Genomic DNA, 8933 nt, shown 5'->3' on the forward strand with positions numbered 1-8933 from the left:
CGGCGGCACCTGGACGTGCGAAAACAGTCATCGGTTTCAGCTCCTTGTTCTTTCGCGTGACAAGCCTCACAGTACGCTGCAGTCACCCCATAAGTCGGGGTCTGGGATCGGGGTTGAGCATGCCTGAAATCAATTCGGCCGAGGAAGCTCTGCGCCACTGGAGCGCTGTCGCACCGGCCTGGGACACCTATCGCGACCGCCTGTTCGACGACGTCCGGTCGGTTTCGGAGCGGCTCGTCGAGCAGGTCGACCCACAGCCGGGCCAGACAGTCTTGGAGCTGACTGCGGGCCCCGGCGAGACCGGCTTCCTCGCCGCCGCTCGACTCGGCCCGACGGGCCGCCTCATCTGCAGTGATTTTGCGCCCGCGATGGTGGCGGCGGCTCGTCGCGGGGTCAACGAGCGGGGCATCGACAACGTCGAGTGCCGCGTCATCGACGCGGAGCAGATCGACCTGCCCGACGACAGCGTCGACGGCGTGCTTTCGCGGTTCGGGTTGATGTTGGTACCTGGGCAGGAGCGGGCTATCGCGGAGATCCGGCGGGTGCTGCGGCCGGGCGGCCGGTGCGCCTACGCGACTTGGGGACCACCGAACCGCAACCCGTGGATCTTCCAGGTCGTGGTGGCGCTACTGCAGAACGGCGTCGCACCACCCGGGGATGCCTTCGCGCCGGGCGGCATGTTCTCGCTGTCCACCCCCGAGCGCAACCGCGACCTCGCCGGCGCCGGCGGCTTCTCGGATGTCGCGGTCGAAGAGCTCACCGGCGTCATGCGGTTCGACGGCCCGAATGACTACTGGAGCTACATCACAGCGGTCGCGGGGCCGGTGGCAGAGCTGGTCGGCTCGCTGGACACCGGGCAAGTGCAGGCCGTCCGGGCGATCCTCGAGCCGTCGCTGGCGCCGTACGAACACGACGGCGCGCTTGAACTGCCCTGGACGGCCATCGTGACGAGGGTGACGTAACGGCGTCATCCTCGGCCGTCAGAATGACGGTCATGACCGACGACCCGTACCTGTGGCTCGAGGACGTCACCGGCGAGGAGGCGCTGGACTGGGTCCGGGCGCGCAACGAGCCGACGCTCGCCGAATTCTGCGATGCGCGGTTCGAGGAGATGCGCACCGAGGCGCTCGAGGTGCTCGACACCGACACCCGAATCCCTTACGTCGTTCGCCGCGGCGAGTACCTCTACAACTTCTGGCGCGACGCCGCCAATCCGCGCGGGCTGTGGCGGCGCACCAACCTGGACAGTTATCGCACCGACTCCCCCGAGTGGGACGTGCTGATCGATGTCGACGAGTTGGGTCGCACCGACGACGAGAAATGGGTGTGGGCCGGCGCCGGCGTCATCGAACCCGACCACACGCGCGCGCTGATCGCACTGTCGCGGGGCGGCTCGGACGCGTCCATCGTCCGCGAATTCGACATGACGACAAGGGAATTCGTCGCCGGTGGGTTCGAGCTGCCCGAGGCCAAGTCGCAGGTCTCCTGGGCCGACCCGGACACCGTGCTGGTGGGCACCGATTTCGGCGTCGGCTCGCTCACCGAATCGGGCTATCCCCGCGTGATCAAGCGGTGGCGGCGGGGTACGCCCCTGGCCGACGCACAGACCGTGTTCGAGGGCACGCCTTCCGACGTCCGCGTATTCGCCTCGGCGGACCGGACACCCGGCTTCGAGCGCACGCTGCTGCTTCGCGCACTCGACTTCTGGAACGACGAGGTCTACGAGCTACGCGGCGCGGAGCTGATACGCATCGACGCGCCCACCGACGCCAGCGTGTCGATCCACCGCGAGTGGATATTGATCGAGCTGCGCACCGATTGGTACTTCCGCGACACGGTTTACAGCGCGGGTTCGCTGCTCGCGGCCGACTACGACGAATTCCTTGCCGGCACAGCCGAATTGCGGGTGGTGTTCGAGCCCGACCAGCACACCGCGCTCAACCACTACGCGTGGACGAAAGACCGCCTGCTGATCGTCACGCTGGCCGACGTGGCGAGCCGCGTGGAGATCGCCACGCCGGGCGCGTGGCGGCGCGAGCCGGTGCCGGGCATCCCGGCCGCCACCAACACCGTCGTCGTCACCGCCGACGACACCGGCGACGAGTTCTTCCTCGACTCCAGCGGATTCGTCACTCCGTCGCGGCTGCTGCGCGGCGCCGGCGACAGGCAACCGGACCCGATCAAATCCGCACCGGCGTTCTTCGATGCCGAAAATCTTTCCGTGGCACAGCATTTCGCGACCTCCGACGACGGAACGTCGATCCCGTACTTCGTGGTACGCTCCGGCAATGCGGACGGCCCCGGCCCCACCTTGCTGAGCGGCTACGGCGGCTTCGAAGTCGCCAGAACCCCCGGATACGACGGCGTGCTGGGCCGGCTGTGGCTGGCCCGCGGCGGGACCTTTGTGATGGCCAACATCCGCGGCGGCGGCGAGTACGGGCCCGGGTGGCACACGCAGGCGATGCGCGAGGGCCGGCACAAGGTGGCCGAGGATTTCGCGGCGGTGGCAACCGATCTGGTGCGCCGCGGTGTCACCACCGTCGAGCAGCTCGGCGCGCGCGGTGGCAGCAACGGCGGTCTGCTGATGGGCATCATGCTGACCCAATACCCGGAAAAGTTCGGCGCGCTGGTCTGCGATGTGCCACTGCTGGACATGCGGCGCTATCACCTGTTGCTCGCGGGCGCATCCTGGGTGGCCGAGTACGGCGATCCGGACAACCCCGACGACTGGGAGTTCATCTCCAAATATTCGCCGTACCAGAACATCTCGCCCCGGACGTATCCGCCGGTGCTGTTCACCACGTCGACCCGCGACGACCGGGTGCACCCGGGCCACGCCCGCAAGATGACGGCGGCGCTGCAGGCCGCGGGCCACCAGGCCTGGTATTACGAGAACATCGAGGGCGGGCACGCCGGCGCGGCCGACAACGAGCAGGTCGCGTTCAAGTCGGCGCTGAGCTACTCGTTCCTCTGGCGGACCCTGGGAGGCAAGGCATGAAGATCATCGACATCATCGAACTCGGCTTGGTCTTCGCCGGGCTGGTTCTGATCGCCGCCGGCTGGGCGCAGATACGTTTTCGCTTCATCGCCGAGCGCCGCAAGGCCCGCTACTTCTATTGGGGGACCTCGGCTCTGGGCATCGTCTTCTTTGCCTTCGGGACGGGCAAACTCTGGCCGAACGCCGTCGTGACGACGCTGATCTTCACCGCCATCGTGGTGGGATCGGCCTACCTGGCATCGCCTTATCTGAAGATCGGCGACCGGATCTATGCGTGGAATCCGGAGAACCGGCAGCCCGACCCATCCGATGAGGAGCGCTAGCCCACATCCCCTGGGTGACCTTGGCGATGGGAATTCGACGCCATCACGCCAACCACTACGGTCAAGAACCGGCCGCTTCAACTCTGTTGTGCGCGACAGTCACGCGACGAGGGTGTTCCATCGGAAACTCGTTCATTTTTGAGAACAGCTTCACGACTGAGCGCAGTTCGGGTTCTGGCATTCCATGCAGGAGGGTCTCCATTTGCCGCTCGATCTCCGCATAGACGGCCCGGATTTTCTTTAACTTCGCAGGATTCAAACGCACCAGAATGCTGCGGCGGTCGCGCGGGTTCGGCTGCCGCTTGACATAGCCGCCTTTCTCCAGTCGGTCGAGCATCACCGTGACGCCGCCCGTGGTAAGCCCAGTGCAGCGGGCCAGCTCGCCAGGGGTCGACGGACCGAGCAAGTCGAGCACGTTGATGCACTGCATATCGGTGAGGCGCAAGCCCAACCTGTCGGCGATCTGCTGGTTGTTGAGAATGCTTCCGGCGATGAACTGCCTGAGGCAGCGGATCACGGTCTCGTGCAACGCGGCGCGGTTTGAGCTTGACATCGGCTTCAGTTCGCCTACTCTCTAACTATCTTATTTACTAAGATACATTCCCGCAAAGGAGTGCTTCGCGTGGCGGCCGTGACGACCAAAGGGTACCGGGGAATGGGGATGGAGGGCGCCATCGCCCGCTGGTATGACAAGAGCACGCGCAAGGACATGGAGCGCTTCCGAGCGCTGGCTGCGCGTGTGCGCGAGTTGCTGCCGCAAGGCGGTGACATGCTGGAAGTGGCACCGGGCCCCGGCTACTTCGCGGTCGAAATGGCAAAGGGCGCAGCTTATCGCGTGACCGGGCTCGACATCAGCCGGACGATGGTGGAGCTGGCGCGTAAAAATGCCGCCGAGGCGGGCGTCGAGGTCGACTTCCGCCACGGCAACGCCTCAGCGATGCCGTTCCCGGACGAGAGCTTCGATCTTCTGACATGTAGTGCGGCGTTCAAGAATTTCTCGGAGCCGCACCAAGCACTGCAGGAGATGTACCGCGTGTTGCGCCCCGGCGGCATGGCGCTGGTCGTCGACTTGCGCAAGGACGTGCCGATGTCCGAAATCAAACAGCACTTCGACACGGTGGGGCTGGGCACGGTCGAACGCTGGATGACCCTCGCCGCGTTTCGGTTCATGCTGCTTAGACGGGCTTATACGAGAGCGCAGTTTGAGCGGATGCTCACCGACGTTGCTTTCCGGGAAAAGGAAGTTCGGAACGCGGAGATTGGCGTCGAACTCTTGCTCCGCAAGTGAAGCAGTGTTCTGACCGCTAGACACATCACCATCAAGCGGCTTCGCTTGAGCCATGTCGACACCAGACTTCGAGACGCTGCTGTACACGACGGGCGGGCCGGTCGCCACCATCACGCTGAACCGCCCCGAGCACCTCAACACGATCGTGCCGCCCATGCCCGACGAGATCGAGGCCGCCATCGGCCGGGCCGAGCGCGACCCGGGGGTCAAGGTCATCGTGCTGCGCGGCGCGGGCCGCGCATTCTCCGGCGGCTACGACTTCGGCGGCGGCTTCCAGCATTGGGGCGAAGCCATGATGACCGACGGCAAGTGGGACCCGGGCAAGGATTTCGCGATGGTCAGCGCCCGCGAGACCGGGCCGACTCAGAAATTCATGGCCATCTGGCGGGCGTCCAAGCCGGTCATCGCCCAGGTACACGGCTGGTGTGTGGGCGGGGCCAGCGACTATGCGCTGTGCGCCGACATCGTGATCGCCAGCGAGGACGCGGTGATCGGCACCCCGTACAGCCGCATGTGGGGGGCCTACCTGACCGGCATGTGGCTGTATCGGCTGAGCCTGGCCAAGGTCAAATGGCACTCGTTGACGGGCCGGCCCCTTTCCGGAGTCCAGGCCGCCGAGGTCGAACTGATCAACGAGGCGGTGCCGTTCGAGCGACTCGAGGCTCGCGTGGCCGAGATCGCCGCCGAGCTGGCCCGCATCCCGCTGTCCCAACTGCGGGCGCAGAAGCTGATCGTCAACCAGGCCTACGAGAACATGGGCCTGGCGTCGACCCAGGTGCTGGGCGGCATTCTCGACGGCCTGATGCGCAATACCCCCGACGCCCTTGACTTCATCAGGACCGCCGAAACCCAAGGTGTGCGCGCCGCGGTCGAGCGCCGCGACGGCCCGTTCGGCGACTACAGCCAGGCCCCGCCGGAGCTCCGCCCTGACCCCTCACACGTCATCGTCCCTGATAGCGGTACTTAGTAAGATAGGTTACGAATTCGCTACCGCCTGTCCTTCGCCACCCGGAAAGTGCTACCGTAGCCACTATGTCTCGGCTCAGCACCAGCCTGCGTGCAGGCGCCATGTTCCTCGCCCTGGGCTTCGCCGCTGCGACGGTCCCGACCACCGCGGCGGCCGATTCCACCGAAGATTTCCCCATCCCGCGCCGGATGATCAATACCACCTGCGACGCCGAGCAGATCCTCGCGGCGTCCAGGGACACCAGCCCCGTGTACTACCAGCGGTACATGATCGACTTCAACAACCACCCGAACGTCCAGCAGGCGACGATCGACAAGGCGCACTGGTTCTACTCGCTGTCGCCGGAGGACCGCAGGAATTACTCCGAAAACTTCTATGCGCCCGTCTCCGATCCGCTGTGGGTGGCCTGGCCCAACCACATGAAGATCTTCTTCAACAACAAGGGTGTCGTGGCCAAGGCCACCGACATCTGCAACCAGTACCCGCCCGGCGACATGTCGGTCTGGAACTGGGCCTAGTACTCGGACCTGGCTAGCGCGGCTAGCCGCGCATCCAGAGTCGCGTGAAAGCGACCGATGGCGCTTTCGTGGCGCCCGAACTCCAGGAAGGTGTTCGCCCCGGCGTGCAGACCGCGCTGCACGCCTTCGGACATCTCGTTGTCCTCTAAGGCACCGGCATCGAGCAGACTGCGCGCCCCCGGCTCGGCGCCGCCCGCGTTCGACAGCTGCTGGGCAACCGCGGGCGTGACCATCGCGTAGAGGGAGACGACGGAGTTCGCGACGTCCACCGGGTCGATCACGATCAATATCGTCTGGTCGGGGAACGTCGCAATCATCACGTTGGGGAACAGGTGATACACGTAGGTCACCCGCGCACCGATGTTCCACGCCGATTCGGGACGATCGCGCAGCCGCTCAATGTTGCGGTACGGGAACGTGATTCGGGTATTGGGGCCGAACGATTCCACGACGGTGAGATCGTCGTACTGGAGCGGGAAAAACGTGTCCTTGTGCGTGGAGCGGATGTGATAGCCCTCCAGGAACTGTTCGACGAGGACCTTCCAATTCATCTGCCGCGCAGTGGCGTTCACCAACACCAGCCTCTCGGCCGGCAGCAGCTTGTCGCGCCAGGGGCTGCCGTCGGACAGGGCCGCCATGGCATCGTCGGCACGCTGTCGCCCCGAGTCGGTTGCCGGTGGATCGAGGGCGTCGATGACGATCAGGCCGTCCACCTCGCGGCTTTCCACCTCGACCAGGCCGCGGGCCGACACGTCCAGATCGGGGAACGCCTCGTCGTGCGGAACGTGTGACAGCGAGCCGTCCAGCCGATACGTCCAACCGTGGTAGCGACACACCAGCGCGTGCGAGCAGCCCCGACCCTCGACGAGGGCCAGCCCCCGGTGCCGGCATGCGTTGCGGAACACTCGGGACCGGCCGTCGCGGCCGCGCACGGCGAATAGTGGCACCCCAAAGGTGGTGCGTTCGGCGTGGTCGCCGACGTTGGGGATGGCCGCCGAGGGCAGGTACACACTCGGGTAGGCGCGCAGCACCCGCATCTCCTCGGCGAATCGGCTTGGATCCACGTAGTTGCGGACCGGCTCGCGCCACACCTCGCCCTCGTCGGTGGTTCCCGCGTCGATATGGGAAAGGATCCGCCGGACGATCTCCACGTCCGGGGCTACCGGAGATCTTGTCGGAGTGCTCATAGTCTGGAAGTATCACACTGTGCCCGTCACGCGTCAATCGTTTCGTGATAACCGTTCGGAGGTCGCCGCGGTAGTCGGAGACCGGGCGCTCAGCGCGCGCTCGGTACTCGCGAGCGCGTTACTGGGGGCCGACCAACCTCGGCTCACCGCCGCCGAGCTCGTCGCGGTGGCCTCACTGTTCGGCATCAGCGGGGGCGCCGCGCGCACGTGCCTGTGGCGCATGGTCTCCAGCGGGGAACTCACCAGCGACGGCGGGACCTACGCCCTGGCGGGACACTTGCTGGAACGACGCGAACGCGTCGACGACGCCTCGCGCATCCCGGACGTGGCCACCCGCGGCTGGGATGGAACGTGGGAACTGGCCGTCGTCTCGGCCGAGCGCCGGCCGCCGTCCGAACGGCTCGAGCTGCGTAAGGCCGCCACCGCGCTGCACTTGGCCGAACTTCGCGAGGGCGTGTGGATGCGCCCGGATAACCTTGACCCGCAACGACTCCCGACCATGCGCAGCGTCCTGGACCGCCAATGCGTCCATTTCCACAAGGCCGCCTCGACGATCGCTGACGACACCGTGAGATCGCTGTTTTCCCTTGATGATTGGGCCAGCGAGGCGAAGCGGTTGGCCGGCGCCATGCGGGCCGAACTCGACGGCCCCGCGCTAAACCATGACGACACCAGCGCCAGCTTCCGCTTCCAATTCGCGTTGTCGATCGCCGTCGTCCGGCACCTGCAACTCGACCCGCTACTGCCGACGCACTTCATCTCGGACGACTGGCCGGGAAATCGGCTGCGCGATACCTACCGGGTTTTCGACGAAGCGTTCAAACACCGTATGCTCAACGCCTTTCGGCGCACACCGGCGTAAGATCAGCGCGCTTGTACCAATCCGCCCGCCGGGGGCTCATCGACGTCGATCAACTCGCGCACGGCGGGACGCGGTCCGTATGGCCGCAGCATGGTGCTGGCCGGCCGGGGTCGCACGTGCTGCGGCCACCAGAACCAGCGCCCGAGCAGGGTGGCCAGCGACGGTGTCATGAACGACCGCACGATCAAGGTGTCGAACAATAGACCCAGCGCGATCGTCGTACCCACCTGGGCCATCACCAGAAGCGGGCTGAACATGAACGTGGCCATGGTCGCGGCGAACACCAGACCGGCGGAGGTCACCACCGAGCCCGAACCGGCCATCGCGCGGATCGTCCCTGTCTTCAGCCCGGCGTGGATTTCCTCCTTGAACCGCGATATCAGCAGCAGGTTGTAGTCGGAGCCGACCGCCAGCAGCAGGATGATCGCCATCGCCAGGACCATCCAGTGCAACTTCATGCCCAGGATGTACTGCCACAGCAGGACGGAGAGTCCGAATGAGGCGCCTAGGGACAGCAACACCGTACCGACGATCACAAAGGCCGCCACGACGCTTCGGGTGATCACCAGCATGATGATGAAAATCAGTGTGGCGGCGGCAATTCCGGCGATCAGCAGGTCGATGTTGGAGCCGTCGTGCATGTCCTTGTACGTCGCGGCGGTACCGCCGAGGTAGACCTTGGCGCCCTCCCAGGGCGTGCCCTTGATCGCCTCGTGCACGGCCTGCTTGATCGGTTCGATGTGGCGGATGCCTTCGGGACTCGCCGGGTCACCTTCATGGGAGATGATCA

10 protein-coding genes are annotated in these 8933 nt (G+C 65.7%); 7 read left to right on the top strand and 3 right to left on the bottom strand.

The window, feature by feature from the left end; translation table 11 throughout:
• The first annotated feature begins 119 nt into the window (after positions 1-119).
• From A5736_RS07535 to A5736_RS07545, 3 genes are read left to right on the top strand one after another with little or no spacing between them, the layout of a single operon-like run.
• Complete coding sequence (locus A5736_RS07535; RefSeq protein ID WP_076245406.1) at positions 120-962, top strand: class I SAM-dependent methyltransferase; 843 nt, start codon at positions 120-122, stop codon at positions 960-962.
• A 23-nt stretch (positions 963-985) separates the two neighbouring features.
• Positions 986-2998 (top strand): prolyl oligopeptidase family protein, encoded by a 2013-nt coding sequence (locus tag A5736_RS07540; protein WP_076245408.1) that lies wholly within the window; start codon positions 986-988, stop codon positions 2996-2998.
• A complete protein-coding gene (locus tag A5736_RS07545) occupies positions 2995-3321 on the top strand; it encodes a hypothetical protein (protein WP_076245410.1) in 327 nt (108 codons plus the stop codon). The genes A5736_RS07540 and A5736_RS07545 overlap by 4 nt, the downstream gene beginning before the upstream one ends.
• 61 nt (positions 3322-3382) lie before the next feature.
• On the opposite strand, the gene A5736_RS07550 is transcribed toward A5736_RS07545, so the two are convergent.
• On the bottom strand, positions 3383-3874 hold the full coding sequence (locus A5736_RS07550) for a MarR family winged helix-turn-helix transcriptional regulator (RefSeq protein ID WP_076126792.1): 492 nt from the start codon (positions 3872-3874) through the stop codon (positions 3383-3385).
• Between the two features lie 69 nt (positions 3875-3943).
• Here A5736_RS07550 and A5736_RS07555 point away from each other — a divergent pair, with 69 nt between their 5' ends.
• From A5736_RS07555 to A5736_RS07565, 3 genes are all read left to right on the top strand, one after another.
• Positions 3944-4609, top strand: coding sequence for a class I SAM-dependent methyltransferase (locus tag A5736_RS07555; protein ID WP_217695741.1), 666 nt, complete (start codon positions 3944-3946; stop codon positions 4607-4609).
• Positions 4610-4661: 52 nt separating this feature from the next.
• Positions 4662-5576: a crotonase/enoyl-CoA hydratase family protein gene (locus A5736_RS07560; protein ID WP_076126788.1), complete on the top strand. Its 915-nt coding sequence runs from the start codon at positions 4662-4664 to the stop codon at positions 5574-5576.
• A gap of 65 nt (positions 5577-5641) precedes the next feature.
• Positions 5642-6094 (top strand): DUF5078 domain-containing protein, encoded by a 453-nt coding sequence (locus A5736_RS07565; RefSeq protein WP_076126786.1) that lies wholly within the window; start codon positions 5642-5644, stop codon positions 6092-6094.
• On the opposite strand, the gene A5736_RS07570 is transcribed toward A5736_RS07565, so the two are convergent.
• Complete coding sequence (locus tag A5736_RS07570) at positions 6091-7281, bottom strand: SRPBCC family protein (RefSeq protein ID WP_076245413.1); 1191 nt, start codon at positions 7279-7281, stop codon at positions 6091-6093. The two genes, A5736_RS07565 and A5736_RS07570, sit on opposite strands and share 4 nt — an antisense overlap.
• Positions 7282-7300: 19 nt before the next feature.
• Here A5736_RS07570 and A5736_RS07575 point away from each other — a divergent pair, with 19 nt between their 5' ends.
• Positions 7301-8143 carry a PaaX family transcriptional regulator C-terminal domain-containing protein gene (locus A5736_RS07575; protein WP_076245415.1) on the top strand — a complete coding sequence of 281 codons (843 nt, stop codon included), beginning with the start codon at positions 7301-7303 and terminating at the stop codon, positions 8141-8143.
• Between the two features lie 2 nt (positions 8144-8145).
• Here the strand turns inward: A5736_RS07575 and A5736_RS07580 are convergent.
• Positions 8146-8933 (bottom strand): MMPL family transporter (locus A5736_RS07580; protein ID WP_139333190.1); only part of this gene is annotated, 788 nt, incomplete at its 5' end.

It is taken from the genome of Mycobacterium sp. SP-6446 (assembly GCF_001954045.1).
Lineage (GTDB): Bacteria > Actinomycetota > Actinomycetes > Mycobacteriales > Mycobacteriaceae > Mycobacterium.